Source organism: Actinomadura mexicana (assembly GCF_900188105.1).
Classification (GTDB): Bacteria; Actinomycetota; Actinomycetes; order Streptosporangiales; family Streptosporangiaceae; genus Spirillospora; species Spirillospora mexicana.
Genome location: NZ_FZNP01000020.1, coordinates 1 through 26,727, shown reverse-complemented (window position 1 = coordinate 26,727; position 26,727 = coordinate 1). Strand labels below are relative to the sequence as shown.

General features: G+C 71.8%; 24 protein-coding genes. 14 read left to right on the top strand and 10 right to left on the bottom strand.

Annotated elements, in window-relative coordinates; all coding sequences use genetic code 11:
• Positions 1-4: 4 nt before the first annotated feature.
• On the bottom strand, positions 5-715 hold the full coding sequence (locus CHC11_RS34825; RefSeq protein ID WP_218826373.1) for a hypothetical protein: 711 nt from the start codon (positions 713-715) through the stop codon (positions 5-7).
• Between the two features lie 180 nt (positions 716-895).
• Between CHC11_RS34825 and CHC11_RS34820 the strand changes: the two genes are divergently transcribed.
• Positions 896-1,366 carry a hypothetical protein gene (locus CHC11_RS34820; RefSeq protein ID WP_089316144.1) on the top strand — a complete coding sequence of 157 codons (471 nt, stop codon included), beginning with the start codon at positions 896-898 and terminating at the stop codon, positions 1,364-1,366.
• Positions 1,367-1,433: 67 nt separating this feature from the next.
• On the opposite strand, the gene CHC11_RS34815 is transcribed toward CHC11_RS34820, so the two are convergent.
• Positions 1,434-2,477, bottom strand: coding sequence for an ABC transporter substrate-binding protein (locus tag CHC11_RS34815; RefSeq protein ID WP_089316143.1), 1,044 nt, complete (start codon positions 2,475-2,477; stop codon positions 1,434-1,436).
• Positions 2,478-2,672: 195 nt separating this feature from the next.
• Between CHC11_RS34815 and CHC11_RS42240 the strand changes: the two genes are divergently transcribed.
• Positions 2,673-2,843, top strand: coding sequence for a helix-turn-helix domain-containing protein (locus tag CHC11_RS42240; RefSeq protein ID WP_218826372.1), 171 nt, complete (start codon positions 2,673-2,675; stop codon positions 2,841-2,843).
• 7 nt (positions 2,844-2,850) lie between these two features.
• On the opposite strand, the gene CHC11_RS34805 is transcribed toward CHC11_RS42240, so the two are convergent.
• The 5 genes from CHC11_RS34805 to aceA all read right to left on the bottom strand — a co-directional run bounded on the left by CHC11_RS34805 (position 2,851) and on the right by aceA (position 8,587).
• A complete protein-coding gene (locus tag CHC11_RS34805) occupies positions 2,851-3,843 on the bottom strand; it encodes an ABC transporter ATP-binding protein (RefSeq protein ID WP_245920157.1) in 993 nt (330 codons plus the stop codon).
• Positions 3,843-4,661, bottom strand: a complete 819-nt coding sequence (locus tag CHC11_RS34800; protein WP_245920155.1) for an ABC transporter permease — start codon at positions 4,659-4,661, stop codon at positions 3,843-3,845. Before CHC11_RS34800 ends, CHC11_RS34805 begins: the two co-directional genes overlap by 1 nt.
• The gene (locus tag CHC11_RS34795) at positions 4,654-5,442 is read right to left on the bottom strand and encodes an ABC transporter permease (protein ID WP_089316142.1); all 789 of its coding nucleotides are present in this window, start codon (positions 5,440-5,442) and stop codon (positions 4,654-4,656) included. The genes CHC11_RS34800 and CHC11_RS34795 overlap by 8 nt, the downstream gene beginning before the upstream one ends.
• A 104-nt stretch (positions 5,443-5,546) precedes the next feature.
• Positions 5,547-7,064, bottom strand: a complete 1,518-nt coding sequence (locus CHC11_RS34790) for a M1 family metallopeptidase (protein WP_089316141.1) — start codon at positions 7,062-7,064, stop codon at positions 5,547-5,549.
• 239 nt (positions 7,065-7,303) lie between these two features.
• Complete coding sequence (gene aceA / locus CHC11_RS34785; protein WP_089316140.1) at positions 7,304-8,587, bottom strand: isocitrate lyase; 1,284 nt, start codon at positions 8,585-8,587, stop codon at positions 7,304-7,306.
• Positions 8,588-8,737: 150 nt separating this feature from the next.
• Between aceA and CHC11_RS34780 the strand changes: the two genes are divergently transcribed.
• From CHC11_RS34780 to CHC11_RS34770, 3 genes are all read left to right on the top strand, one after another.
• The gene (locus tag CHC11_RS34780) at positions 8,738-10,174 is read left to right on the top strand and encodes an XRE family transcriptional regulator (RefSeq protein WP_089316139.1); all 1,437 of its coding nucleotides are present in this window, start codon (positions 8,738-8,740) and stop codon (positions 10,172-10,174) included.
• Between the two features lie 149 nt (positions 10,175-10,323).
• Positions 10,324-11,307 (top strand): glucosyl-3-phosphoglycerate synthase, encoded by a 984-nt coding sequence (locus CHC11_RS34775; protein ID WP_089316138.1) that lies wholly within the window; start codon positions 10,324-10,326, stop codon positions 11,305-11,307.
• A gap of 109 nt (positions 11,308-11,416) precedes the next feature.
• Positions 11,417-12,646 (top strand): acyl-CoA dehydrogenase family protein, encoded by a 1,230-nt coding sequence (locus CHC11_RS34770; protein WP_089316137.1) that lies wholly within the window; start codon positions 11,417-11,419, stop codon positions 12,644-12,646.
• Positions 12,647-12,870: 224 nt separating this feature from the next.
• On the opposite strand, the gene fdhA is transcribed toward CHC11_RS34770, so the two are convergent.
• Positions 12,871-14,085, bottom strand: a complete 1,215-nt coding sequence (fdhA, locus tag CHC11_RS34765) for a formaldehyde dehydrogenase, glutathione-independent (protein ID WP_089316136.1) — start codon at positions 14,083-14,085, stop codon at positions 12,871-12,873.
• Between the two features lie 409 nt (positions 14,086-14,494).
• Here fdhA and CHC11_RS34760 point away from each other — a divergent pair, with 409 nt between their 5' ends.
• From CHC11_RS34760 to CHC11_RS34725, 8 genes are read left to right on the top strand one after another with little or no spacing between them, the layout of a single operon-like run.
• Positions 14,495-15,484, top strand: coding sequence for a LacI family DNA-binding transcriptional regulator (locus CHC11_RS34760; RefSeq protein ID WP_089316218.1), 990 nt, complete (start codon positions 14,495-14,497; stop codon positions 15,482-15,484).
• Between the two features lie 37 nt (positions 15,485-15,521).
• The gene (locus CHC11_RS34755) at positions 15,522-17,177 is read left to right on the top strand and encodes a ribulokinase (RefSeq protein ID WP_425427371.1); all 1,656 of its coding nucleotides are present in this window, start codon (positions 15,522-15,524) and stop codon (positions 17,175-17,177) included.
• Positions 17,177-17,851: an L-ribulose-5-phosphate 4-epimerase gene (locus CHC11_RS34750; protein WP_089316134.1), complete on the top strand. Its 675-nt coding sequence runs from the start codon at positions 17,177-17,179 to the stop codon at positions 17,849-17,851. The genes CHC11_RS34755 and CHC11_RS34750 overlap by 1 nt, the downstream gene beginning before the upstream one ends.
• A gap of 23 nt (positions 17,852-17,874) precedes the next feature.
• Entirely contained in the window at positions 17,875-19,368 is a 1,494-nt protein-coding gene (gene araA / locus CHC11_RS34745; protein WP_089316133.1) for an L-arabinose isomerase, read from the top strand.
• Positions 19,369-19,412: 44 nt separating this feature from the next.
• Positions 19,413-20,573 (top strand): aldose epimerase family protein, encoded by a 1,161-nt coding sequence (locus CHC11_RS34740; RefSeq protein WP_089316132.1) that lies wholly within the window; start codon positions 19,413-19,415, stop codon positions 20,571-20,573.
• Between the two features lies 1 nt (position 20,574).
• Positions 20,575-21,708 (top strand): sugar ABC transporter substrate-binding protein, encoded by a 1,134-nt coding sequence (locus CHC11_RS34735; protein WP_089316131.1) that lies wholly within the window; start codon positions 20,575-20,577, stop codon positions 21,706-21,708.
• 16 nt (positions 21,709-21,724) lie between these two features.
• Positions 21,725-22,759 (top strand): ABC transporter permease, encoded by a 1,035-nt coding sequence (locus tag CHC11_RS34730; RefSeq protein WP_218826371.1) that lies wholly within the window; start codon positions 21,725-21,727, stop codon positions 22,757-22,759.
• The gene (locus tag CHC11_RS34725; RefSeq protein WP_089316130.1) at positions 22,756-23,502 is read left to right on the top strand and encodes an ATP-binding cassette domain-containing protein; all 747 of its coding nucleotides are present in this window, start codon (positions 22,756-22,758) and stop codon (positions 23,500-23,502) included. Before CHC11_RS34730 ends, CHC11_RS34725 begins: the two co-directional genes overlap by 4 nt.
• Before the next feature lie 221 nt (positions 23,503-23,723).
• Here the strand turns inward: CHC11_RS34725 and CHC11_RS34720 are convergent, their stop codons facing one another.
• Complete coding sequence (locus CHC11_RS34720) at positions 23,724-25,349, bottom strand: AMP-binding protein (RefSeq protein WP_089316129.1); 1,626 nt, start codon at positions 25,347-25,349, stop codon at positions 23,724-23,726.
• Between the two features lie 230 nt (positions 25,350-25,579).
• Between CHC11_RS34720 and CHC11_RS34715 the strand changes: the two genes are divergently transcribed.
• Entirely contained in the window at positions 25,580-25,891 is a 312-nt protein-coding gene (locus CHC11_RS34715) for an ArsR/SmtB family transcription factor (protein WP_089316128.1), read from the top strand.
• Positions 25,892-25,896: 5 nt separating this feature from the next.
• Here the strand turns inward: CHC11_RS34715 and CHC11_RS34710 are convergent, their stop codons facing one another.
• Complete coding sequence (locus CHC11_RS34710) at positions 25,897-26,565, bottom strand: SDR family NAD(P)-dependent oxidoreductase (protein ID WP_179279158.1); 669 nt, start codon at positions 26,563-26,565, stop codon at positions 25,897-25,899.
• Between the last annotated feature and the right edge of the window lie 162 nt (positions 26,566-26,727).

Genomic DNA, 26,727 nt, shown 5'->3' with positions numbered 1-26,727 from the left:
CGGGTCAGCTCCTCATGGTTCGGTCGTCGCCGCGGTCTCCGGCGGCCGGGGCGGTGGGCGCGGCGGGGTTCCTGCCGGCGTGGTCGTCGGTGCGCTCCGCGGCGCGCCGCTCGGTGTGCGGTGCGGCGTGCCTCGCGGAATTCCGCGCGGCGTGCTCTTCGCCCTTGCCGTGGTGGGCCTCGCCGTGCGGGGCGAGCAACTCCTCGAACAGGGCGCGGTAGTGCACCATGGCCTGGCGCAGGTCCTCGGTGGACGCCTCCTTGGTCGCGGCCCTCCCGCTGATGGTGTGGGCCCGCCGGTAGTGGTCCAGCGTGCGGCCGTGCTCGACCGACAGGTGGGCGACCTTCTCCTCGAAGCCATGCGTCGGGTAGCCGCGCTCGCCCATCACCACCGTGACGAGCTGGTCGGCCTGCTCCACCGCCGCCTCGGGGGCGTCGACGAAGCGTTCCTGGACGCGGACCCACTGCTCGCGGTACTCCTCGCGGCGCCGGGGGTCGAGGTCGCGCAGCTCCAGCTCCTCGTGGCGCTGCTCGCGGGAGCGCAGCTCCCGCTCGGCGGCCGCGCGGCCGCCCTGGCGCTCAACGGCCCGGTCGTACTCGGGGCCGAACCGCCGCCTGAGCCGCGCCGTGCGGGACCGGGTCATCACGAAGTACCCGGCCGCGGCGAGGACGGCGACGACCACCAGGGCGACGACGACCCATATCGCGGTCGACATTGTTTCCTCCAACGTGCTGTCGGATCGAATGAGACGGCGATGCCCAGTCAAAGGCGTTCAAAACGAACCGCCATAAAACGGTACGGATTTCCTGCGGCGTCACCGACGCGCGTGTTCTGATTGAGGCGCCCCCGGAACCCGCGCCCTGTGGCGGGCGCGTTCGAATGGATGTGATGCGCGGTGCGCCACGCGTTCGGCTTCGTCCTCGGCGTCCTGCTGACACCCGCGCTGGTGTACGGCGCGGCCTGGGGGTACGTCCAGGCCGGCCAGTCCTTCGACGGCACCGGGCAGGAGATCACCGACCGCACGCGCATCTACGGCGCGTTCGCCCTGCTCGCCGCCGTGGGCCTGGTGATGGGCGTGATCATCGTCGCGCGGTGGGCGTCGCCGCTGGTCTCGCTGGTGCCGGCGCTGGCGCTGCTCGGCGCGTCCGCCTACTTCCTGGTCGACCCGGGCCGCGCCCTCGACCTGCCCGGCAGGGTGCCGCCGGCCGGCGACATGGACTTCGGCCTGCGCATGCTGCTCGGGTCCGGCGTGTACGGGATGATGGGGCTCGCGCTGCTGATGCCCGCCTGGGCGCCGCGGCGCTGGGGTTCGGGCCGCCGGGAGAACCCCGCCGACGCGGACTTCTACTCCGCCGTGGGACGCTGACGGGCCGGGCCTCCGCGCGCGGCCCGGCCCGCGTCCACGGCGTCCGGCCGGGGGCCGGCGCGACTGATCAGCCCTGTTTCGCGTTGGTGACGAAGTGCGTGGTGTAGGTCTCGGCCAGGTCGATCCGGCCCTTCTTCTCCGCGACCTCCGGGGAGAACTGCGCCAGTACTTTCAGGACGTTCTCCGCGGCGTCCGGCTTCATGAGGCCGTCCCCGTTGAACATGCTGATCGAGTCGCCGACGGCCTTCTCGTACAGCGCCGGATCGCCGCCCGCGTAGTCCTTCGGTATCTTCGCGGCGATCTCCGCCGGCTTGTGCTGCTTGATCCAGCCGAGCGTCTTGACGAAGGCGTTGGCGAGTTTCTGCACGGTCTCGCCGTGCGACTTCACGTACGCGCAGTCCATGGAGATCGAGCTGGACGGGTACAGCCCGCCGAGCGCCCGGCGGGTGCCGTCCTCGGTGCGCATCTCGACCATGACCTTGCCCTTGCCGGTGCTCACGAGCTTGGCGATGGTCGGGTCGGTCGTCATGCCGGCGTCGATGCCGCCGTTCTCCATCGTGGAGATGAACGTCTGGCCCGCGCCCGCCTTCACCGTCGTGTAGTCCGACGTCCTGACGCCGTTGCGCACGGCCAGCGCGCGGGTGATGAAGTCGGTGGACGATCCCGGGCTGGTGACGCCGAGCTTCTTGCCCCTGAACCCGGCCGGGGAGGTCGGGGAGCCGGCCCTGGACGCCGGGACCATCTCCGCCTCGCCGGGCACGTCCGCCATCTGCACGACGCTCTGCACGCACTTGCCCTTGGTCTGCAGGTGGATGGAGTGGTCGTAGAAGCCGACGACGCCCTGGACGTCCCCGGCGATCAGCACGTTCTCGGCCTGCGCGCCGGCCGGCTCGGTGAGCAGCCGGACGTCCAGGCCCTGCTCCTTGAAGTAGCCGAGCTGCTCGGTCAGCTTGGCGGGCAGGTAGATCACCTTGTCGATCCCGCCCACCATGATCTTGACGGTGCCGCCGGAGCCGTCGGCCTCCGATCCGGAGCGGGAGCCGCGGCAGGCGGACAGGGACGACAGGGCGGCGAGCGCGGCGGCGCCCGCCCGGACGGAGGTGCTGGGCATGACGGTTCTCCTGGTCGGGCTGGTGACGGGGGTGGGATGCCCCGGGAGCGGGGGCCGGGGGACGCGGTCAGAGCTGGACGCCGTGCCCGGACGCGGCGGGGCGCCAGCTGCGGCCCGCCCTCGTCCTGCTGGACGTCTACCTGCCGGACGCCTCGGGCCTCACCCTGCTGCCCGAACTGGAGGCCGACGTCATCATTGCGACGGCGGCCGCCGACCCCCGCGCCGTGCGCGAGGCGCTCCGGCTGCGCGCTGCGGCGGGCGGACGGGCCGCGGTCGGCGGCCGAGATCGCCGACCAGGTCGGCATCTCCCGCGCCACCGCCCAGCGCTACCTCGCGGCGCTCGCCGAGGCGGGCGGGTCGTGGTGACGCTGCGCTACGGCGCCACGGGCCGGCCCGAGCACCAGTACGCGTGGTCCCCCCGGTAGAGGCCGGCGAGGACGTCCTCGATGCCCGCCTCCCGCAGCGAGATGTCGCGGATATCGTGGTCGCGCGCCAGCGCGGCGACGACGGCCGCCGCGTTCGCCGCGTTCGGCAGCCGGAGCCACTGCCGCGGCCCCTCCACCCGCTCCGCCTCGATCCCGTCCAGCCTGATCGGCGGCGCCGGCCGCGCGAGCTCCACGACCAGCAGCCGGTCGGCGTCCACGGTGCGGCGCAGCTCCTCCAGCCCGCCGTCGTAGGCGAGCCGGCCGTGATCGATGATCAGGACGCGGCGGCAGAGCCGCTCGATGTCGCCGAGGTCGTGCGTGGTCAGCAGGATCGTGGTGCCGCGCTCGGCGTTGACGCGTTCCAGGAAGTCGCGGACGGTCGCCTTGCTCACCACGTCCAGGCCGATCGTCGGCTCGTCCAGGACGAGCAGTTCCGGGTCGTGCAGCAGCGCCGCCGCGAGGTCGCCCCGCATCCGCTGGCCGAGGCTGAGCTGCCGGACCGGGGTGTCCAGGAACGGCTCCAGCTCCAGCAGCGCGGTCAGCTCCGCGAGCCGCGCCCGGTGCGCCGCCGCCTCGACCCCGTAGAGGCGCCGCACGAGCGCCAGGCTGGCGCGCAGCGGAAGGTCCCACCACAGCGTCGTCCGCTGCCCGAACACCACCCCGGTGCGGCGCGCGAGCGTCGTGCGGCGCCGCGACGGGTCCAGCCCGCACACCCGCAGGGTCCCGGACGACGCGGTGAGGATTCCGGTCAGCATTTTGATCGTCGTGGACTTGCCCGCCCCGTTCGGGCCGAGGTAGCCGACGAACTCGCCCCGCTCCACCGTGAACGACACCCCGTCCACCGCGCGCACCGTCCTGCGCGCCCGCCGCGGGAACCCCGAACGCGCCCGCACGGTGAAGTTCTTGGCCACGTTCTCGGCCTCGATCATCGGCACCGGCATCAGCTCCCTGTCGATCGGTAGTGCCGCAGGCCGGCCCGCCATGCGATGGCCGCCACCGCGCACAGCGCCGCGGCGACCGCAGGGGAGGCGAACCGCGCCGCGTCCGGCAGCCCGAGCGGGTCCGGACGGTCCAGGACGTACAGCGCGGGCTGCCAGTTGACGAACGCCAGCGGCACGACGAACGTCACCCCGCGGACCAGGTCCTGGGCGAACACGGTCATCGGGTACTGGGTGAGGAAGGCGCCGCCGTAGGTGAGCGACTTGCTCGCTCCGTGGCTGTCGACGAGCACGAACTGCACCGCGGCCGTGAGCACCCACAGCCCCCCGAAGATCGCCGTCCCGGACAGCACCATGACCGGGAGCAGCGCGAGCCGGCCCGGGGTCCAGTGGACGTCCAGCCGGCCGAGCGCGTACCCGAGCACCAGCACGGCCGGGACGAGCTTGCCGAGCCGGCGCGGCGTGAAGCCCTCCGTCGCGATCTGGATCAGCGGGCTCACCGGGCGCACCAGCATCGCGTCCAGCGTCCCCTCCCGCACGTGCGTCCCGAGGCGCTCGGTCGACCCGAGGACGATGTCGGAGAGCGCGAAGGACAGGGCCGACGTGCCGTACAGGAACAGGACCTCGGACACGCCGAACCCGGCGATGCGCGGCGCCCGCGAGAACAGCACCAGGATCGCGGCCGCGTCCAGCGCGAAGACGACCGCCGTGGCCACGCCGAGCAGCACCATCGACACCGGGTACTGCGCCGCCGCCCGGATCCACGTCCAGGCGAGCAGCCCGTACACGCGCAGCGCGCCGGGCGCCGCGGGCTCAGCCACCGTGGACCACCAGCCTCCGCCGGGCCGCCCGCGTGACCAGCGCGCCCGCCCCGAGCAGGACGGCCGCCCACCCCGCCTGGAACGCCAGCGCGCCGGCCAGGCCCGCGCCGTCGTACCGGCCGAGGAACACGTCCGCCGGCACCTGGATCTGCGCCGCCCACGGCAGGAGCTCGGCGGTCCGGCCGAGCCGCCCGGGGAACACGACGAGCGGCAGGATCATCCCGGAGAAGAACAGCGACATCACGAGCGTTATGGCGCTCAGGCCGCGGTCGTCGTGCAGCCAGAACATCCCCATCGCCACCAGGTAGCGCAGTCCGAAGCTCACCACCGTCGCGAGGACCAGCGCCACCGCGAACGCGGCCAGGTGCGCCGGAGCCGGCCACCGGAAGGGGAACGCCAGGGCGCCGGCCAGCAGCGGCGGCCCCGCGCGCAGCACCAGTGAACTCGCCGCGCGGCCGAGGTCGTGGGCCAGCCACCAGCCCTGCAGCCCGGCGGGCCGGTGCAGGTCGATCGCGACGTCCCCGTTGCGGATGCGCTCGGTCAGCTCCATCCCGCCGAAGATCTGCACCGGCCCGATCAGCGCCTGGGTGACGAAGCAGAAGGTCACGGCGTCGGCGGCCGCGTACCCGCCGAGCGACGGCCGGACGTCCCACAGCGCCAGCAGTACGTAGGCGCGCAGGAAGCCGAACAGCGTGTTGGTGAGCGACTCGGTCAGGGATCCGAGCGGATAGGCGGTGTGGCGGCGGAACCCGTACCACCACACCCACGGAAGGACGCTCACCTGCCGGAAGCCTAGACCGGCGGCCCGCCTCCGACCACGTACTTTCGCACAGAGACCGGCCCCCGGCGGGTCGCGCCGGGGGCCGGTCCACCGAAGGGACGAGCTCAGTCCTGCGGGATGCCGGGCTTGACGGGGGAGTAGAGCCAGTCCTTGAAGAACCCGCTCAGGTCCTGCCCCGCGACCCGCTGGGCCAGCGCCGTGAACTGCTCGGTCCTGGCGTTGCCGTACTTGTGCTGCGCGTACCAGGTCCGGAGCAGGGTGAAGAACCTGTCGTCACCGATCTTCTCCCGGAGGAACTGCAGCATCATGCCGCCGCCGCTGTAGACGCGGTCGTTGAACATGGTGTCGCGCTGCGGGTCGGCGGTGAGCACCGACCAGTACGGGCGGCCTTCACGGTCGGGGAACGGGCGGGCGGCGTAGGTGGCGCGGGCCGCGTCGTGCACGGTCTGGCGGCCGTGGACCTCGTTGTAGTACCAGGCGGCCCAGGTGGCGAAGCTCTCGTTCAGCCACACGTCCTTCCACCGCGCGGGCGATACCGCGTCGCCGTACCACTGGTGCGCCAGCTCGTGCGCGATCGTGCCGGTGCTGCGCACGGCCGAGTACACGGGCTTGCTCTGCGTCTCCAGGGAGAACCCGAGCGGCTGGCCGTTGAAGCGGGCGTCGTCGGCGATCGCGCCGGTACTGCCGAACGCGTACTCCCCGAACGTCTTCGACCAGAGGTCGGTGACCTCGCTGGTGGTGTCATAGAAGAAGCTCACCGCGTCCGGCTGGGCGGCGAGCAGCTCGGGGTCGACGGCCGTGTAGTTGGGGACGCCGCGGGGCGTGCGGCCCTGCCGCACGTCCCACCTGCCGATGTCGATCGTGGTGAGGTAGCTCGCCATCGGGCTGTCCTCGCGCCACCTGAAGACCTCGGCGCGGGTCTTGGACGCGCGGCGGCTGAAGCCGGCGACGGCGGAGCGGTGCCCCGCAGGGCGGCCGTTGGCGACGGCCGTCAGGCCCTCCGGCACCGTGATGGTGTAGTCGTAGGTGGCCTTGTCGCTCGGGTGGTCGTTGACGGGGAACCAGGTGCTGGCGCCGTTCGGCTCGCCGCCGACGAACGCGCCGTCGGGGGTGTGCAGGAAGCCGTAGGGGGAGCCGAAGACGATCGGCGAGCCCACGATGGTCTGCGGCACGCCGCCGTACCTGATGACGGCGGTGAAGGTCCGCCCCTTGCGCAACCCCTGCCGCGGCGTGATGACCAGCTCCTGGCCGCGCCGCTCGTAGCGGGCCCGGTGCCGGTCGACCCAGATCTTGTCGACGTCCATCCCGGACAGGTCGAGGTCGAACCGCGACAGGTCCTGGGTGGCGCGCGCGGTGACGGTCACGGTGCCGTCGAGCTGGTCGTGGTCGGGGTCGTAGCTCAGGTTCAGCGAGTAGTGCCGGACGTCGTATCCGCCGTTGCCCTCCAGCGGGAAGTAGGGGTCGCCGACACCGGAGGCGCCGGGGGTGAAGCGCCCGTGGTGGCCCTGCCCGTCGGCGGAGGCGGCGGGCGCGAGCGCGACGACGCTCACCGCGGCGACGGCGAGCGGCAGCATCCGGCCGGGGATCGCCCGGGACCGGATGAACCGGGGGTGACGCGCCATCAGGGGGTCCTCTCTCAAAGAGATCATCTAGCGGGGCTCACGATGCGCCCCGCGGCGGCGTTTGTCGAGATCCGTTGCCGAATGTGGCCGGAACGTGAGGGGCGGACGAGGGTGGTGGGAGGGGCGGCGCGGGGTGTGCCGGGACGCCGGAAGGCCCCCGCGGGTGTAGGGACGCGGGGGCCTTCGGGTCCTTGGGGATCAGGCCGGAGAGCGGGGCCGGCGGCGCCGGCCGGCGAGGGTCAGTGGAACTGGCCCTCTTCCGTCGAGCCCTTCAGGGCGGTGGTGGAGGAGTCGGGGTTGATCGCGGTGCTGACCAGGTCGAAGTAGCCGGTGCCGGCCTCGCGCTGGTGCTTGACCGCGGTGAAGCCCTTCTCGGCCGCCGCGAACTCGCGCTCCTGCAGGTCGACGTAGGCCGTCATGCCCTCGCGGGCGTAGCCGTGCGCCAGGTCGAACATGCCGTAGTTGAGCGCGTGGAACCCGGCCAGGGTGATGAACTGGAACTTGAAGCCCATGTGGCCGAGCTCGCGCTGGAACTTGGCGATGGTCGCGTCGTCCAGGTGCGCCTTCCAGTTGAAGGACGGCGAGCAGTTGTAGGCCAGCATCTGGTCCGGGTACTCGGCCTTCACGGCCTCGGCGAACCTGCGGGCCTGCTCCAGGTCCGGGGTGCCGGTCTCCATCCAGATGAGGTCGGAGTGCGGCGCGTACGCCTTGGCGCGCGCGATGCAGGGCTCGATGCCGTTGCGGACGCGGTAGAAGCCCTCGGCGGTCCGCTCGCCGGTGGTGAACTCGCGGTCGCGCTCGTCCACGTCCGTCGTGATCAGGGTCGCGGCCTCGGCGTCGGTCCGCGCGATGATCAGAGACGGCACGCCCGAGATGTCCGCGGCGAGGCGGGCGGTGTTGAGGGTCTTGATGTGCTGTGAGGTCGGGATGAGGACCTTGCCGCCGAGGTGGCCGCACTTCTTCTCGGAGGCCAGCTGGTCCTCCCAGTGCACGCCCGCGGCGCCCGCGGCGATCATGCCCTTCATCAGCTCGAAGGCGTTCAGCACGCCGCCGAAGCCGGCCTCGGCGTCGGCCACGATCGGGGCGAGGAAGTGCGTGTCGCCCTCACCCTCGGCCCACTGCACCTGGTCGGCGCGCAGCAGCGCGTTGTTGATCCGGCGCACGACGGACGGGACCGAGTTCGCCGGGTAGATGCTCTGGTCCGGGTAGGTCTGGCCCGCCAGGTTGGCGTCCGCCGCGACCTGCCAGCCGGACAGGTAGATGGCCTTCAGGCCCGCCTTGACCTGCTGGACGGCCTGGAGACCGGTCAGCGCGCCGAGGGAGTGGACGTAGTCCTCCTCGTGCAGGAGGGTCCACAGCCGCTCCGCGCCGAGACGCGCGAGGGTGTGCTCCTCCTGGACCGATCCGCGGATCCGGACGACGTCCTCGGCCGTGTAGGTCCGCTCGACGCCCTTCCAACGCGGGTCGGTCTCCCACTGTCGCTGCAGCTCCTCGGCTGCGCCCTTGAGGCGACTTTCGCTCATCTTCCTGCCCTTCCGTGTCGTCCCCTGGGTGCTTGCTCACGACTATGCCCCCGGCACCAGTCCGTTATGAACTGGCGAGTAACAGAAGAAGTGCGATATTTCCGCTAAGATGAAGCGGTGACGACCTTGCGGACAGAAGAAGCCCTTAACTTGACGGGTGACGTGGATCTCGTCACGTTCGGACAGCGGCTCCGCCACCTGCGGCGCGCTCGCGGCCTGACGCTGTCGGAGCTCGGCGAGCGCGTGGGCCGCGCCCCGTCCCAGCTCTCCCTGCTGGAGAACGGGCGGCGCGAGCCCAAGCTGTCGTTGCTGCAGGCCCTCGCCGCCGCGCTGGAATGCCCGGTGGAGGAACTCCTGCGCCGCCAGCCCCCCAGCCGGCGCGCCCAGCTGGAGATCCAGCTGGAGGAAGCGCAGCGCGACCCGCTGTACCGGACGCTCGGCCTGTCGCACCTGAAGGTCGGCAAGCGGATGCCGAACGAGGTCATCGAGCACATTCTCGCGCTGTACGGGGAGCTCAGGCGCAGCCGTACCAAGCCCACCGCGAGCCCCGAGGAGGCGCGCAAGGCCAACGCCGAGCTGCGCCGCCAGATGCACGAGCGCGGCAACCACTTCGCCGACATCGAGCGCGTCGCGTCCCAGACCCTCGACTCGGTCGGGTACCGGCGCGGCGCGGTCTCGCAGGGGCTGCTGATGACGCTGGTGGGGCACTTCGGCTTCAGCCTCCAGTACGTCCAGGACCTGCCGCGCTCGGTCCGGTCGATCACCGACCTGCGCAACCGGCGGATCTACCTGGAGCGCGAGCAGCTCGGCATGCACACGCCGCGGACGATCCTGCTGCAGACCCTCGGGCACATCGCCCTCGACCACGACCAGCCGCGCGACTTCGCCGACTTCCTGCGCCAGCGCGTCGAGGCCAACTACTTCGGCGCCGCGATCCTGATGCCCGAGCGCAGCGTCGTCCCGTTCCTGCAGGAGGCCAAGGCCGCCCGGGAGCTGTCGGTGGAGGACCTGGCGGACGTCTTCTCCGTCTCCTACGAGATGGCCGCGCACCGCTTCACCAACGTCGCGACGCACCACCTCGACCTGCAGCTGCACTTCACCAAGAACGACGAGAACGGCACGATCTACAAGGCGTACGCCAACGACGGCCTGGCCTTCCCGCAGGACGAGGACGGCGCGATCGAGGGCCAGCGGATGTGCCGGGAGTGGGCCGGGCGGCACGTGTTCGGCGCCGCGGACCGCTTCTCCGTCTACCACCAGTACACCGACACCCCGAACGGGACGTACTGGTGCCTGTCGCACATCGACCCCAGCCACGAGCGCGACTTCGCGATCACGCTGGGCGTCCGGTTCGAGGACTCCCGCTGGTTCCGCGGCCGGGAGACGACCCGGCGGGTCAGGTCGGCCTGCCCGGACGGCGACTGCTGCCAGCGGCCCCCGAAGGCGCTGTCGGACCGGTGGGAGGGGATGGCGTGGCCGTCGGCGCGCGCACACTCGCACGTCCTGTCGGTCCTGCCGCCGGGAGCGTTCCCCGGCGTCGACGAGGCCGACGTCTACGAGTTCCTGGACCGGCACGCCGCCGGATGACGGGCGTGTTGTGGCCGCGTTAAACCTTCGGGTCGGTCGGCCGCGCGCGGCGCGAACCGTGCACGGGGCGGGGGGATCTCGCGTTTCCTGGTAGGCGAGGGGGACGCCGACCGCCCGGTCCGGGTCCCCCCCGGCGGAAGGGAGAGCGCGTGCTGCCCGAGGTCGAGTCCTGGCTGGCCCGCCGTACGAGCGCGGCGGAGGACTGGCCGCCGCGTCTCCTGCTCGCCGCCAAGGGCGCGACCAGGATCAGCGTCGTGCTGCCCGCGCGCGACGAGGAGGCGACGGTCGGCGCGATCGTCGCGGCCGTGCGCACCGACCTGGTCGAGCGGATCCCGCTGGTGGACGAGATCGTCGTGATCGACTCCCGCTCCGCCGACCGGACCGCCGCCGTCGCCGCCGCGGCCGGCGCGGACGTGGCGGCGCAGGACTCCGTCCTGCCGGAGCAGGGCCGCATGTCCGGCAAGGGCGAGGCCCTGTGGAAGTCCCTCGCCGTGACCTCCGGCGACCTGATCGTGTTCGTGGACGCCGACCTGCGCGGGTTCACCTCCTCCTACGTCACCGGGCTGCTCGGACCGCTGCTGACCGACCCCTCCGTCGGCTACGTCAAGGGCTGCTACGACCGGCCGCTGGTCGAGGGGGAGCGGCGCGTCGAGGACGGCGGCGGCCGGGTGACCGAACTGGTCGCGCGCCCCCTGATCAACCTGCACTGGCCGCTGCTGGCCGGCGTCATGCAGCCGCTCGGCGGCGAGTACGCGGGGCGCCGCGCGCTGCTGGAGCGGCTGCCGTTCGTGACCGGCTACGGGGTGGAGCTCGGCCTGCTGCTGGACGTCTTCCAGGACTCCGGGCTCGACGCGATCGCGCAGGTCGACCTCGGCCGCCGGATCCACGCCCACCAGTCCACCGAGGCGCTCGGGGCGATGGCGGGCCAGATCATGCTGACCGCCTGGTCGCGGCTGGAGCGGCACGGCCGGATGCTCCCCCTCGCGGCCCCCTCCACCGCGCTGACCCGGTTCCGGCGCCGCGCGGGCGGGCACGACGCGCGCACGGCCGACGTGGCCGTGGGGGAGCGCCCGCCGATGATCGAGGTCTCCGGCCACGACGCCGCCCGCTCCGTCTCTTCTGGCCGTGGATAGCGGCCGCCGACCGCTCCGCTCCGCACACCCTGCCAACGTGTTACCCGCGGTAACTCCGGATGGTGCTACCGTTGGTAACAGGCAATATTGGAGAGAGGGTCGAATAATCATGACGAGCGCGGAGCAGACGCCGTTCTCGCTGGAGCCCAGCGAGGACGTTCGCGAGGTCAGGGACTGGGTGCACGAGTTCGCCAAGGACGTCATCCGCCCCGCCGCGGAGGAGTGGGACGAGCGCGAGGAGACCCCCTGGCCGCTGATCCAGGAGGCGTCCAAGGTCGGCATCTACTCCCTCGACTTCTTCGCCACCCAGTGGCTGGAGCCGACCGGCCTCGGCATCCCGGTGGCGTTCGAGGAGCTGTTCTGGGGTGACGCGGGCATCGCCCTGTCGATCGTGGGGACCGGCCTCGCCGCCGCGTCCGTCGCCGCCGTGGGCACGCCTGACCAGGTCAGTGAGTGGGTGCCGCAGATGTTCGGCACCGCCGACGACATCAAGCTCGGCGCGTTCTGCGCCTCCGAGCCCGACGCCGGCAGCGACGTCGGCTCCATCCGCACCCGCGCCGTGTTCGACGAGGCCAAGGACGAGTGGGTGCTGAACGGCACCAAGACCTGGGCGACCAACGGCGGCATCGCCGACGTCCACGTGATCGTCGCCTCGGTGCACCCCGACCTCGGCAGCCGCGGGCAGGCCAGCTTCATCGTCCCCCCGAACACGCCGGGGTTGAGGCAGGGCCAGAAGTTCAAGAAGCACGGCATCCGCGCCTCCCACACGGCCGAGGTGGTGCTGGACGACGTCCGGATCCCGTCCCACCTGATCGTCGGCGGCAAGGACAGGTTCGACGAGCGCATCGCGCGCAGCCGCGAGGGCAAGAGCTCCAAGGGCCAGGCCGCGATGAAGACGTTCGAGACGACCCGCCCGTCCGTCGGCGCGATGGCCCTCGGCGTCGGCCGAGCCGCCTACGACTACGCCCTCCAGTACGCGCAGGAGCGCGAGCAGTTCGGCAAGAAGATCGGCGACTTCCAGGCCATCGCCTTCAAACTGGCCGACATGAAGTGCCGCCTGGACGCCGCCCGCCTCATGGTGTGGCGGGCCGCCTGGATGGCGCGCACCGGCAAGGACTTCCAGAGCGCCGAGGGCTCGATGGCCAAGCTGATGGCCAGCGAGATGTCGGTCCACGTCACCGAGGAGGCGATCCAGATCCTCGGCGGCAACGGCTACACCCGCGAGTACCCCGTCGAGCGCATGCACCGCGACTCCAAGATCTTCACGATCTTCGAGGGCACCTCGGAGATCCAGCGCCTGGTGATCGGCCGCACCATCACGGGCCTGCCGGTGCGGTAGCAGCCGACCTGCGCAGACGGCCGGGCCGCCTCGCCGGAACGCCCACGGGCGCCCCGGCCGTCTTCCCGGCTTCGCGTGCTCCGCATCCGAGACCGGGAGCCGATCGGGAGCCGATCATGCGGGTGTCGCTCCGGGGCCGCCCAAAGCTCGTCCAGCCACACCCGGCGTGAATGCCGCAGACTGAGCGGCGCCGGATCGCCGAGGGCGTCGAGTAGGGGGCGGACTCAGGCCGCGGCTCCCACTGTGCCGTGCGGGTCGAGGATGTACTTGCGCGCCGCGCCCTTGTCGAACTCGGCGTAGCCCTGCGGCGCCTGCTCGAGCGGGATGACCGACGCGTTGACGTTCCGGGCGATCTGTACCCGGTCGTACAGGATCGCCATCATCAGCTGCCGGTTGTACGCCATCACCGGGCACTGGCCCGTGACGAGGTACTGCGACTTGGCCCAGCCGAGGCCGATCCGCAGCCCGAGCTGGCCCTCCTTCGCGTTCTCGTCCGACGCGCCCGGGTCACCGGTGACGTACAGGCCGGGGATGCCGAGCCCTGCGGCGGGGCGGGCGACGTTCATGAGCGTGTTGAGGACGGTCGCGGGCTGCTCCGTCCTCGCTCCCTCGTGCCCCTGGCCGCGCGCCTCGAACCCGACGCAGTCGACGGCGGCGTCCACCTCGGGAACGCCGAGGACCTGCTCGATCTGCGCGCCCACGTCACCGTGCTCCGACAGGTCGATCGTCTCGCAGCCGAAGCCGCGGGCCTGCTGCAGCCGCCGCTCGTTCATGTCGCCGACGATCACGACGGCGGCGCCGAGCAGCAGGCAGGCGGTCGCGCACGCGAGGCCGACCGGTCCCGCGCCCGCCACGTACACGGTCGAACCGGTCGTGACGCCGGCGGTGTAGGCGCCGTGGTATCCGGTCGGGAAGATGTCCGACAGCATCGCCAGGTCGGGCAGCTTCTCCATCACGGTGTCGCGGTCGGCCGGGAACTTGAGCAGGTTGAAGTCGGCGTACGGGACGACCGCGTAGGCGGCCTGGCCGCCGTGCCAGCCGCCCATGTCGACGTACCCGTAGGCGGCGCCCGGCCGTTCCCGGTTGACGTTCTCGCACACGCCGGTGTGGCGCTCCTTGCAGTTGCGGCAGCGGCCGCACGCGATGTTGAACGGGACGCTGACGAGGTCGCCCTCCTTGATGAACTCGACGTCCCTGCCTGTCTCGATCACCTCCCCGGTGATCTCGTGGCCGAGCGTGAGCCCGGCGGGCGCGGTCGTCCGGCCCCGCACCATGTGCTGGTCGGAACCGCAGATATTGGTGGCCAGTACCTTCAGGATGACGCCGTGCTGCAGCTTGCGCCCGCCCTGTTCGGCCAGTTCGAGCTTGGGGAAGTCCAGGTCCTCGACCGTGACCTCGCCCGGCCCCTGGTACACGACGCCTCGATTGGTGTCCGCCATGTCCTCTCCTTCCACGTAGAGAGTCGGCTCGCAGGCGCCCGGAACAGCGGCCCGTGCTCGTCGCCCCCGTCCTCGGACGTCACGGGTGTCCACGATGGGTACTTCGGGATGTACCCGGTTTCCAGCTGTTAGTCCGATTTTCTGGCGAGGGTCTCAAGAGCCCCGGACGTCACGGGACCGGCTGCCCGCCCCTGGGCATCCGTACGTCCGGCCCGGCTTCGTGATCATCCGGCTACGCGATCGCCGAGGCCGAGCGCCCGTCACCGGCCGTCCGAAACCCATTGCGTATCGGGTCTTGACGGTTGAAATGTTTGCGCTCACAATCGGCCTACGCAACACTGCCGGAGCCCCCGGCGCGACCGCGGAGGAGGAGACGGTGGCCGACCACGGCTCGTCGAATCCGCCGATCATGGCTGACGTCGCCCAGCTGGCGGGGGTGTCGCACCAGACGGTGTCGCGCGTGGTCAACGACCATCCGAACGTCTCGGCGCGGACCCGCGCCCGCGTGCAGGCGGCGATCGCCGAGCTCGGCTACCGGCCGAACTCGGCGGCCCGGACCCTGGTGACCCGGCGCTCCAGGACGCTCGGCGTGGTCAGCTTCGAATCCACGCTCTACGGTCCTGCGTCGATGCTGCACGGCATCGAGCAGGCCGCCCGGAACGCCGACTTCTTCGTCAGCATCGTCAGCCTGCGGGCGATCACGCAGCGCGCCCTGCTGGACGCGGTCGGACGGTTGGCGGAGCAGGCCGTCGAGGGCGTCGTGGTGATCGCCCCGCACACCTCGACGAACGACGTGCTGGCGCAGGCCGGCCGGCTCGTGCCGCTGGTGGGAGCCGGGTGCGGGCTGACCGCGCGGGTTCCGATGGTGGCCATCGACCAGCGCGCCGGCGCGGTGGCGGCCACCCGCCACCTGCTCGACCTCGGGCACCGCACGGTCCACCACGTCGCGGGTCCCGGGACCTGGCTCGACGCGGTCGGCCGGGCCGACGGCTGGCGCGCGACCCTGACCGGGGCCGGAGCGGCGGTGCCGGAGGTGCTGACCGGTGACTGGAGCGCCCGGTCGGGCTACGAGGCCGGCCGGCGGCTCGCGGGAGACCCCGCGGTCACGGCGGTTTTCTGCGCCAACGACCACATGGCCCTGGGCGTGCTCCGCGCGCTGCACGAGGCCGGCCGCCGGGTCCCCGAGGACGTCAGCCTGGTCGGCTTCGACGACATCCCGGAGGCCGCCTACTTCATCCCGCCGCTGTCCACGGTGCGCCAGGACTTCGGCGAGCTCGGCCGCCGTTCGCTGGAGCTGCTGGTGCAGCGCCTCGGCGAACCCTCGGGGCCGCCGGGGAATGTGCTGATCCCGCCGGAGCTGGTGGTCAGGTCCAGCGCCCGCCCGGCCCCGCGCACCTGACCTGCCGATGCTCCCGGACTCCAGCGATGAGGAAATTGTGAGCGCTAACATCAACCAGACCGCCTGCGTCGTCGGCGTCGACTTCGGCACGCTGTCCGGCCGGGCGGTCGTCGTCCGGGTCGCCGACGGGGCCGAGCTGGGCGGCGCCGTCCACGACTACGCCGACGCGGTGATCGAGCGGGCGCTGCCCGTCACGGGGGAGCCGCTCCCGCCCGACTGGGCACTGCAGAACCCCGCGGACTGGCGGGCCGTGCTGCGCACCGCCGTCCCCGCGGCCGTCGCCGAGGCCGGGGTGGATCCGGCCCGGATCGTGGGGATCGGCACCGACTTCACGTCCTGCACGGTGCTTCCCGTCCGGTCGGACGGCACCCCGCTGTGCGAGCTCCCGGAGCTGGCGGACCGGCCGCACGCCTGGCCGAAGCTGTGGAAGCACCATGCGGCGCAGCCGCAGGCCGACCGCATCACCGCACTGGCGCACGAGCGCGCGGAGAAGTGGATCAAGCGGTACGGCGGACGGATCTCTTCGGAGTGGCAGTTCGCCAAGGCGCTGCAGGTCCTGGAGGAGGATCCGGACACCTACCGGCGTACGGAACGCTGGATCGAGGCGGCGGACTGGATCGTCTGGCAGCTGACCGGCCGCGAGACGCGCAACGCCTGCACCGCCGGCTACAAGGGCATCCACCAGGACGGCGGCTACCCCTCCGCCGGCTATCTGGCCGCGCTGCATCCCGGCTTCGCCGACTTCGCGGCCACGCGGCTGGCCCATCCGCTCTCCCCGCTGGGGTCGCGGGTGGGGACGCTGACCGCCGAGGCGGCCCGCCGGACCGGTCTGCCGGAGGGCATCGCGGTGGCGGCCGGCAACATCGACGCCCACGTCACCGCGCCGGCCGCCCGCGCGGTCGAGAACGGCAGGCTGCTGGCGATCATGGGGACGTCGACCTGCCACGTGGTCAGCAGCGCCGTCCTCGCCGAGGTCCCGGGGATCTGCGGCGTCGTGGACGGCGGCATCACCGCCGGAGCCTACGGCTACGAGGCCGGGCAGAGCGCGGTCGGCGACATCTTCGCCTGGTGGACCCGGATGACCGGCCGGGACCACGACGAACTGGCGGCCGCGTCCGCGGCAGCGCCCGTCGGCTCGCACGGGCTGGTGGCGCTGGACTGGACGGGCGGCAACCGCTCGGTCCTGGTCGACCACCACCTGTCGGGCGTGATCGCGGGAATGACCCTGGCCACCCGGCCGGAGGAGGTCTACCGCGCGCTCATGGAGGCGACGGCCTACGGGACCCGCGTCATCGTCGAGGCCTTCGAGGCGGCCGGGGTCCCGGTCGAGGAGTTCGTCGTCGCCGGCGGGCTGAAACGCAACGCGGCGCTGATGCAGATCTACGCCGACGTCCTGCGCCGGCCGGTCTCCATCGCCGCCTCCGACCAGGCGCCGGCGCTCGGTGCCGCCATCCACGCCGCGGTCGCGGCGGGCCTCCACCGGGACGTGCCGGAGGCCGCGGCGGCGATGGGCCGGGTGGTCACCGCCGCCTACGCGCCGGACCCCGCCCGGGCCCGGGTCCATGACCTCCTCTTCGCGGAGTACCGCGAACTGCACGACCACTTCGCGGCCCGGGGCGGCGCGAGCAGCGCGGTCCTGCACCGGCTGCGGCGGCTGCGCAACGACGCGCTCGGCTCGGAAGGGGGCCTCTGATGCCCGGCGCACCCGACGGGAGGGTCCGCGCGCTGCGGCGGACCGTCACCGACCTGCACGCCGAACTCGTCAGGTACGGACTGGTCGTGTGGACGGCCGGCAACATCTCCGCCCGGGTGCCCGGCCGCGACCTGATGGTCATCAAACCCAGCGGCGTCTCCTACGAGGACCTGTCCCCGGAGGGGATGGTGGTCTGCGACCTCGAAGGGACGGTCGTCGAGGGCGACCTGCGGCCTTCGAGCGACACCGCCGCGCACGCCTACGTCTACCGGCACATGCCCGAGGTCGGCGGGGTGGTGCACACGCACTCCGCGTACGCCTGCGCCTGGGCCGCCCGCGGGGAACCGGTGCCCTGCGTCCTGACGGCCATGGCCGACGAGTTCGGCGCGGAGATCCCCCTCGGCCCGTTCGCGCCCATCGGCGACGACTCGATCGGGCGCGGCATCGTCGGCACGCTGCGCGGCCACCGCTCCCCGGCGGTGATCATGCGCAACCACGGCGTCTTCACCATCGGCGCGGACGCGCGGGCCGCGGTCAAGGCCGCGGTGATGTGCGAGGACGCGGCACGGGCGGTGCACCTGGCCCGCCAGCTCGGCGACCCCGTCCCGCTGCGGCCCGACGACATCGACCGCCTGTACCAGCGCTACCAGAACGCCTACGGACAGCGCCCGTGACCCGCGAAGGGAGCAGCCCCGCGATGGCACCGACCATCTGGTTCCTCACCGGAAGCCAGTCCTTGTACGGCGAGGACACGCTCCACCAGGTCGCCGCGCAGTCACGGCGGATCGCCCAGGCCCTGGACGAGGATCCGGACATCCCGGCGGCGGTGCGGTGGCGCCCGGTGCTCACCGACGCGGAGGCCATCCGGCGGACGATGCTCCAGGCGGGCGCGGACGACGACTGCATCGGGGTCATCACCTGGATGCACACGTTCTCGCCCGCCAAGATGTGGATCGCCGGCCTGAACGCGCTGCTCCGGCCACTGCTGCACCTGCACACCCAGGCGAACGTGGCGCTGCCGTGGTCGAGCATCGACATGGACTTCATGAACCTCAACCAAGCCGCGCACGGGGACCGGGAACACGCCCACGTCCAGACCCGGCTCGGCATGGCGCGCACCACGGTGGCCGGGCACACCAGCGACCCCGCGGTACGCGCGCGGATCGCCTCATGGGTCAGGGCCGCCCGTGGCCACGCCGACCTGCGGACCCTGCGGCTCGCCCGCTTCGGCGACAACATGCGGGACGTCGCCGTCACCGAGGGCGACAAGGTCGAGGCGCAGATCCGGTTCGGCGCCTCGGTCCACGCCTTCGGCGTGAACGACCTCGTCGCGGCCGCCGGCGCGGTGCCGGACCACCGGGTCGGCGAGCTCGCCGAGGAGTACGAGCAGGCGTACGCCGTCGCCCCGGAGCTGCGGTCCGGCGGCGGACGCCACCAGGCGCTGCGCGACGCCGCGCGCATCGAGCTCGGGCTGCGCGACTTCCTCGCCGCCGGGTCCTACCAGGCGTTCACCACCAACTTCGAGGATCTCGGCGGGCTCAGGCAGCTGCCGGGCATCGCCGTGCAGCGCCTGATGGCCGACGGCCGCGGCTTCGGCGCGGAGGGCGACTGGAAGACGGCCCTGCTGCTGCGGGCCCTCAAGAGCGCCGCCGCGGGACTGCCCGGCGGCACCTCCTTCATGGAGGACTACACCTACCACCTCGTCCCGGGCCGGGAGCTCATCCTGGGCGCCCACATGCTGGAGGTCTGCCCCTCCATCGCCGCCGGCGTGCCGAGCTGCGAGGTGCACCCGCTGTCCATCGGGGGACGGCAGGACCCGGTCCGGCTCGTGTTCGACGCGGCGCCCGGACCGGGGCTCGTCGTCGGGCTGGCCGATCTCGGCGACCGCTTCCGGCTGGTCGCCAACGAGATCGACCTGGTGGGGCCCCCGGAACCGCTGCCCCGGCTGCCGGTGGCCCGGGCCGTGTGGGCGCCCCGCCCGAACTTCCGTACAGCAACCGAGGCCTGGCTGTCGGCCGGGGGACCGCACCACACGGTGCTGTCCCAGGCGATCACCATCGAGATCCTGGCCGACCTCGCCGAGATGACGGGCGTGGAACTGCTCGTCATCGACAGCGAGACCGAGGTCGCCCGGTTCCGGCGCGAGATGCGCTGGAACCAGGCGTACCACCGCCTGGCACAAGGCTTCTAGCCGCCAGGACACCCCACCCCCGAGATCTGTGAGGAAACCGTCCCATGACCAGATCACGCTTCGCAGTAAGGCTGGTCGCGCTGGCCGTGCTCGCCGGCGCCGCGATCGGCGGATTCGCCCCCTCCTCCACGGCGTCCGGCCGCCACCTGAAGCCCGGGATCGGCAAGGACCTGTTCGGCACGATGCCCGACGGCACCAAGGTCTGGCGCTACACCCTGACCAACGGCTCGATGCGCATCCGGGTGATCACCTACGGCGGCATCGTCCAGACCATCGAGACGCCCGACCGGCACGGCAGGCTCGCCAACGTCACGCTGGGCTTCCCGACCCTCTCCGACTACCTCACCAAGAACAGCACGTACTTCGGAGCGCTCATCGGCCGGTACGGCAACCGCATCGCCAAGGGCCGGTTCACGCTCGACGGGCGCGCGTACCAGCTGACCACCAACAACAACGGGAACACCCTGCACGGCGGCACGACCGGCTTCGACCAGCGCGTCTGGTCCGCGGCCCCGGTCACCACCGGCGGCAGCGTCGCGCTCCGGCTGTCCCACACCAGCCCGGACGGCGACCAGGGCTTCCCCGGCACCCTCAAGACCGACGTGACCATCTCCGTCACGCGGCACAACGCCATCCGGTTCGACTACCACGCCGCCACCGACAAGCCGACCGTCGTCAACCTCACCAACCACTCCTACTTCAACCTCTCGGGCGAGGGCAGCGGAACGGTCTACGACCACCGGCTCCAGATCAACGGCTCCCGGTACACCCCTGTCAGCTCATCAGAGCTGATCCCGACCGGCCGCATCGCCCCGGTGCACGGCACCCCGCTGGACTTCACCGGGCCCACCGCGATCGGCGCCCGCATCCGCACGGGCTTCGACCAGCTCCTCTACGGCCAGGGCTACGACCACAACTTCGTCCTGGACGGTTCCGGCTGGAAGGTCGCCGCGCGCGTCCAGGATCCCGGGAGCGGCCGCACCCTGGCCATCTCCACCGACCAGCCCGGGCTCCAGTTCTACTCGGGCAACTTCCTCGACGGCACGCTGGTCGGCACCGGCGGCCGCGTCTACCGGCAGGGCGACGGGTTCGCACTGGAGACCCAGCACTTCCCCGACTCGCCGAACCAGCCGGCCTTCCCCTCCACGGAGCTGGACCCCGGCCAGGCCTACCACTCCACGACCGTCTACCAGTTCGGAGCCTGACATGGAGCGCATCGATCCGGCGGTCGAAGAGGCCGTCGACGACCTCGGCCTCAGCGAGCCCACCCGGCGCCGGCTGCTCAGCGGCGCCGGCCTGGTCAGCGCGACCGCGGCCGCGTCGGCGCTGCTGGCCGCCTGCTCCTCGGACAACAAGAGCTCGTCCTCGCCCACCGGCGGGCCCGGGCACTTCCCGAAGACGCCGAACTGGAAGTTCGTGTTCGTCAACCACGTCACCACGAACCCCTTCTTCACGCCGACGCAGTACGGCGCGCAGGACGCCTGCGCCCTGCTGGGCTGCTCGTTCCAGTGGACGGGTTCGCAGAACTCCGCGGTGCCCGAGATGGTCAGCGCCACCAACGCGGCCATCTCCGGCAAGGCCGACGGTCTCGCGGTCGCCGTGGTGGACAAGACCGCCTTCCGGCAGCCGGTGGACAAGGCGCTGGACGCCGGGATCCCGGTGGTCTCCTACAACGCCGACGGCGCCAAGGACGACCCCGGCACCAACCGGCTCGCCTACATCGGCCAGGACCTCTACACCTCCGGCTACCAGCTCGGCACCAAGATCGCGGCGCTGATGACCGGGGGAGACGCGGTCGGGTTCATCGCCACCCCGGGCTCGCTGAACATCCAGCCGCGCATCGACGGCGCGCGGGACGCCATCAAGGCCTCCGGCAAGCCGATCAAGTTCACCTCGGTGGCCAGCGGCGCCGAGCTGCCGAAGGAACTGTCGACCGTCGACGCCTACGCCCAGGGCCACCAGAACGTCAAGGGCATGTTCGCGGTGGACGCCGGCTCGACCGAGAGCATCGGCAAGGTCATGCAGAAGTACCGCCTCAAGGGCAGAGGCGTCGCCGCGGGCGGGTTCGACCTCACCCCGGGCACGCTGGGCGCCGTCAAGTCCGGCGACCTGGACTTCACCATCGACCAGCAGCCCTACCTGCAGGGATTCCTGCCCGTGCTGGCCCTGTGGTTCTACAAGCTGTCCGGCGGCCTGGTCTTCCCCCCGGTGACCAACACCGGCCTGACCTTCGTCAGCAAGCAGACGGTCGGCCCGTACCTCACCACCAAGACCCGGTACGAGGGTTCCAGCCCCGCCCAGCAGCTGGTGCCGCGGTCCGGCGCCATCGCTCACGTCTGACAGGGAGGAGCACGGAGTGAGCGAGAGCACCCTGCGGGACCAGGCGGCAACCCCGGGCACGCCACCGCGGCGGCGTGCCCGGGGGCTGCCCGGCCTGGCCACCGACGCGTTCCTGCGCCGCCGGGAGGCCACCATCCTCCTGGTGGCGCTCGGACTGCTGATCTACTTCCAGACCGCGAAGTCGGTCTTCCTGACCCACGACAACCTGGTCAACGTCTCCCAGGGCACCGCGCCGTACGCCATCATCGCGGTCGGCGAGGTGTTCCTGCTCGTCAGCGGCGAGATCGACCTGTCGGTCGGCATGGTCTTCGCGCTGGCACCCTTCCTCATGCACTACATGGTCGACTTCTCCGGCGTGTACCCGTTCATCGCGATCGTGCTGGCGGTCCTGGCCGGCGCGCTCATCGGACTCGGCAACGGAGTGGTGACGGTCGTGCTGCGGGTGCCGTCGTTCGTCGCCACCCTGGGCTCGATGTTCCTGGTGCAGGGCATCATGCTCACCACCTCCCACGCCTACCCGGCGCAGATCCCCGAGGCGGCCGAGGGCCTGGCGGGCTGGTTCGGGCGCGCCCCCTGGGCGGAGCTGACCTGGTGCCTGGTGATCGTGGTCTTCTTCCACCTGGTCCTCACCCGCACCCGGTGGGGACTGCACACGGTCGCGACCGGGGGCAACCCGCTCGGCGCGGCCGAGGCGGGCATCCGCACCGGCCGGATCAAGATCGGCAACTTCATGCTCACCGGAGCGCTCGGCGCCTTCGCCGGCATCCTGGAGGCCTTCCGGGTCGGCTCCATCGACCCGAGCTCGGGCGGGTCGAACGCGATGTTCATCGCGGTGTCGGCGGCGGTCATCGGCGGCACCGCCCTGGCCGGGGGCTCGGGGACCGTCGTCGGGGCGCTGCTCGGAGCGCTGGTGCTGGCCGAGATGCAGAACGGCTTCAACCTCATCGGGATCAGCGCGAACCCGTTCAACATCATCCTCGGGTCGGCGATCATCATCTCGATGGTGCTGAACGTCCACCTGGCCCGGCTGCGAAGGGCGGGGCGCTCATGAGCGAGGCTCTGCGGGTGGAGGGCATCGGCAAGCGCTTCGGCGGCGTGGAGGCCCTCGCCGACGTCACGCTGCACCTCGGCAAGGGCGAGGTGCTCGGCCTCATCGGTGACAACGGGGCCGGGAAGTCCACGCTCATCAAAATCATCAGCGGCTTCCAGCGGCCGGACACCGGCCGCATCCTCATCGACGGCACGGAGGTGAGCCCGCGCTCGGTGGACCACGCCCGCTCGCTCGGCGTCGACACCGTCTACCAGGACCTCGCCCTGGTCAACGAGCTGAGCGTCTACCACAACATGTTCCTCAACCGGGAGCTGGTGCGCTGGCCGCTGCTCAGCAACCGTGCGATGCGCCGGCGGGCCGCCCGCCAGCTGGCCGACATGGGGGTACGGATCCCGTCGGTGGACGTCGAGGTCGCCAAGCTGTCCGGCGGTCAGCGGCAGGCCATCGCGGTCGCCCGCTCGGTCTACTCCGACGCCCGCATCCTGCTGCTCGACGAGCCGCTGGCCGCGATGGGCGCCAAGGAGGGCACGATGATCCTCGACCTCGTCCGCGACCTCAAGGCGCGCGGCGAGGTGTCGATCATCATCATCGCGCACAACTACGCCCAGGTCCTGGACGTCTGCGACCGGGTCAACCTGCTGCAGCACGGCCGGATCTCCTTCGACAAGCCGACGGCCGAGACCTCCCTGCAGGAGCTGACCGACCTGGTCGTCGCCGACTACCGCCGAAGCCGAGGTCTGTAGGAGGCCTTCGGGCCGGGCGTGCCGAGCCTGGCCCGAAGGCTCGGCCCGCCTTCGGGGTGAGGCACACTCAGGCGGGCTGCGCCTGGGCCTTGAGCCAGGCCCGCTGCTGACCGACGAAGAAGAGCGCGGCCCACAGCGTCACGGTCTGCCCGCCCAGCGCGAAGACCGCCCGATGGCCGGGCGGATGACCGGATGTGGGCGTCGGCGCGCCGCTCCGGCCCCTACCGGGCGCCCCCGGCGATCTCGCGCAGGGGGAAGCGCTGCAGCTTGCCGGTGTTGGTGCGGGGGAGCCGGTCGACGAACCGGACCGACCTCGGGTACTTGTACGGGGCGATCGTCCGCTTGGTGAAGGCCTGGAGCTCGGCGGCCTTGCCCGCGTTCCCCTCGACCCCCTCGCGCAGGACCACGAACGCCGTCACCACGGCACCGCGGTCGGGGTCGGGGGCGCCGACCACTCCGCATTCGACCACGTCCGGATGCTCGATCAGCGCCTGCTCGACCTCGGGCCCGGCGATGTTGTAGCCGGACGAGATGATCATGTCGTCGCTGCGGGCCTGGTACCAGAAGTAGCCGTCGGCGTCGCGGATGTAGGTGTCGCCGGTGATGTTCCACCCGTCCAGGACGTAGGTCTTCTGCCGGGCGTCGGCGAGGTAGCGGCAGCCGGTCGGGCCGCGGACCGCGAGCTGCCCGGGGGTCCCGTCCGGCACCGGCCGGCCGGCGGCGTCGACCACGGCCGCCCGGTAGCCGGGGACCGGGACGCCCGTCGCGCCCGGCCTGATGGCGTCGTCGGCGGCCGCGACGAAGATGTGCAGCATCTCCGTCGAGCCGATCCCGTCGATGATCCGCACGCCCGTCTCCTCGTGGAACGCCCTCCACACCGCGGCCGGAAGGTGCTCGCCCGCCGAAACGCAGCGCCGCACCCCGGCCAGCCGCCCGGCCAGCCCGGCGGCCAGGATCGCGCGGTAGGTCGTCGGCGCGGTGGACAGCACCGTCACGCCGTGCCCCGCCGTGATCTCGGCGAGCTCGGCCGGGGACGCCTTCTCGATCAGCAGCGCGGAGGCGCCCGCCCGGAGCGGGAACACCAGCAGCCCGCCCAGTCCGTAGGTGAACCCGAGCGGCGGCGACGCGGCGAAGACGTCGTCCGGAACGGGCCGGAGGAGATGCCGGGAGAAGGTGTCGGCGATCGCCAGCACGTCGCGGTGGAAGTGCATGGTGGCCTTCGGCCGTCCGGTGGTGCCCGAGGTGAACGCCAGCAGCGCGACGTCGTCGGCCGCGGTCTCGACGTCCTCGAAGGTCCCGTCCTTGCCCGCCGCCCGGGACACCAGGTCGTCGGCGTCGTCCGAGCCGTAGGGCACGGTGCGCATCCCGGGAGTCTCCGCCGCGGCCAGGTCCTCCAGGAAACGGTGGTCGCACAGCGCCAGGCTCGGTTCGGCCAGCTCGGCGATGGTCGTCAGCTCCCGGGCGCGGAGCATCGGCATGGTCGTGATCACCACGCCGCCCGCCTTGAGCACGCCGAGCCATGCCGCGGCCAGCCACGGGTTGTTCGGCCCGCGCAGCAGCACGCGGTTGCCCGGCACCAGCCCGAGGTCGTCGACCAGTACCCGGGCCACCTGGTTCGCCCGCCGCAGCACGTCGCCGTAGGTCCACAGGAGGCCTCCGGGAGTGCGCAGGCAGGGCCGGCCGGCGCCGACCGCCCTCACGGTCTCGTCCAGCAGGACGTGCGCGCAGTTGAGCCGCTCGGGGTAGGCGACCTCCGGAAGCGTGAAGTCGAACTCGGGCCATTCGTCGTGGGGAGGCAGGTTGTCGCGGCAGAACGTGTCGACGTGCGCGGAGGCGCTGGGCTCCATCGGGCCACCTCTCCATCCAAGGCGGGCGAAGGCTTCGGCCCGGCGAGCCGGAAGCATCGCGCTGGAATGAGCGCGGTCAGAGAGTCCGCTACAAAAAAATATAGCTGGCTGGCCATGCCGTGGTAGTGACCGGCGCCCTGGCCGCTACCGGCCCCGATCCGGCCGGGGGGCGTGATCCGGCCCGATGTTTAGCCATTGACTTATATAAGTCGCACCGAAATAATGGCGTGATGCACGTGTTCGATGTCCTGGGGGACCCGGTGAGGCGCCGGATCCTGGAGCTGCTCGCCGACGGTGAGCAGACCTCCGGCGCCATCGCCGCGGTCATCCAGGCGGAGTTCGGAATCTCGCAGCCGGGGGTGTCCCAGCACCTGCGCGTGCTGCGGGAGAGCGGGCTCGCGACGGTCCGGGCGAGGGGCGCCCACCGTCTCTACGCCGTGGACTCCGCGACCCTGCGGGAGATCGACACGTGGCTGGAGCGCTTCCGCAGGTTCTGGACCCAGCACCTGGACGCGCTGGAGGCCGAGTTCGAGGACAAGTGAGCCCGTCACGCCCCGAGGAACTCGCCGCCGTTCAGATGCAGGGTCGCGCCCGTCACGTGCGGGTGGGAGACGAGGAAGCAGACCGCTTCCGCGCACTCGTCCATGGAGAGCGTTCGCTCCAGAAGGGAGGCTTCACGATGGCGGGCGCGAAAGTCGGGCGTCATGCGCCGGGCGACGGGTGAGTCTTCGACGATGCTGGGGGACAGTGCGTTGACGCGCACGTCCGGTGCGAGTTCCTTCGCCAGCGTCCGGGCGAGAGCGATCGTGGCCCCCTTCGCCGCCGCATAACACGGGTCGTAACTTCCGCGGTAGGCGGCCGGGGACGACAGGAACACGATGCTCGACCCCTTCGTCAGCAGGTGGCGCGCGCTCCGGATGAACAGGAGCGGACCGGTGACATGCGTGGCGAACATCGCCGTCGCGTGCCGGCCGGTCAGCTCGGCGAGCGAAGCGCTCGGCTCCAGGTTGGTGGCGATGACGAGCGCGTCCAACGGCGGGCATGCCGCCGCCGCCGCGCCGACCGAAGCCTCGTCCGCCATGTCGAGGCCGATGTCGGCATGCGGCGACCGGGACGCCACGAGGCACTCCCAGCCGGCGCTCGCCAACCGCCGGACCACGGCGCCGCCGATCGCGCCCAGTCCGCCGATCACGAGCGCCCGCCGCGGCTCTCCCACCTGGTTCCGCACCGTGCGGCTAACGCGTGACCGCGCCCTGGGACGGCGCGTCGGGCACTGAGGTGGACTTGGGCACGCCCTTGAAGGTGAACTTGGCCTTCTCGGTGGTGTCGGTGTCGGCGGGGTCGAAGCCCTCGGTGCCGACGATCACGATCTGGCCGG